The following is a 611-nucleotide window of genomic DNA, read 5'->3' as shown; positions in this document are numbered from 1 at the left end:
ACTAAGCTACATCCATGACAAAACAACAATGATTGGATGACGAACTAATTACAGCATGGTGAGCGCAAGCTTCGCTAGGTTGTGCGCATCCACGTAGCCCGAGTGCTGACGCCCTTCCCACTCAATCCCTTTTGCTTCTTGCGCAGCTCGATGGCCAATCCGCTTGTCTTTTAAACGGTTTTGAATACGGTACAGCGTCGCGAGATTGATGAATTCCGTAAACGGCGCTTCAATGCCTTTTTGTTTACACTCTTCAAGAAGAATGACATCGTCACGTCCCCAAGAAGCATAAATCTTGTTGCGACCACCAAAGTTCTTAATCATAGATTTGATTACTTCGGCCAATGGTCTGCCTTGCTTTTCGATTTTACGCGGCGTGATGCCCGTCAGCTCGGCACAAAACAGTGACACTTCATCATGTTCTGGCTTCACGTAGTATTGAGCACGCTTGACGATCTCGCCTTTAGACAAATCTATTTCAGCTAACCCTACTTCGATGATCTCTCCCGTGCGGCCGACGCCATTCTCGCTCCAGCAGCACATTTCTAAATCGAAGCAGACGATACGGTTATGGTTCATAGCTTGTCTTGGTTCCTAGCGTAAATTTGAAA

Annotated in this window: 1 protein-coding gene; it reads right to left on the bottom strand. The window is 46.8% G+C overall.

Features of this window, described 5'->3' with window-relative positions:
- Positions 1-48: 48 nt before the first annotated feature.
- Positions 49-579 (bottom strand): 3'-5' exonuclease, encoded by a 531-nt coding sequence (locus tag R7Z49_RS26135; RefSeq protein WP_005454828.1) that lies wholly within the window; start codon positions 577-579, stop codon positions 49-51.
- Between the last annotated feature and the right edge of the window lie 32 nt (positions 580-611).

The sequence above is a fragment of the Vibrio sp. 1562 genome (genome assembly GCF_033340155.1).
Classification (GTDB): Bacteria; Pseudomonadota; Gammaproteobacteria; order Enterobacterales; family Vibrionaceae; genus Vibrio; species Vibrio alginolyticus.
Note: the sequence above shows the minus strand (reverse complement) of the source record. Positions and strands in the feature narration are given on the sequence as shown.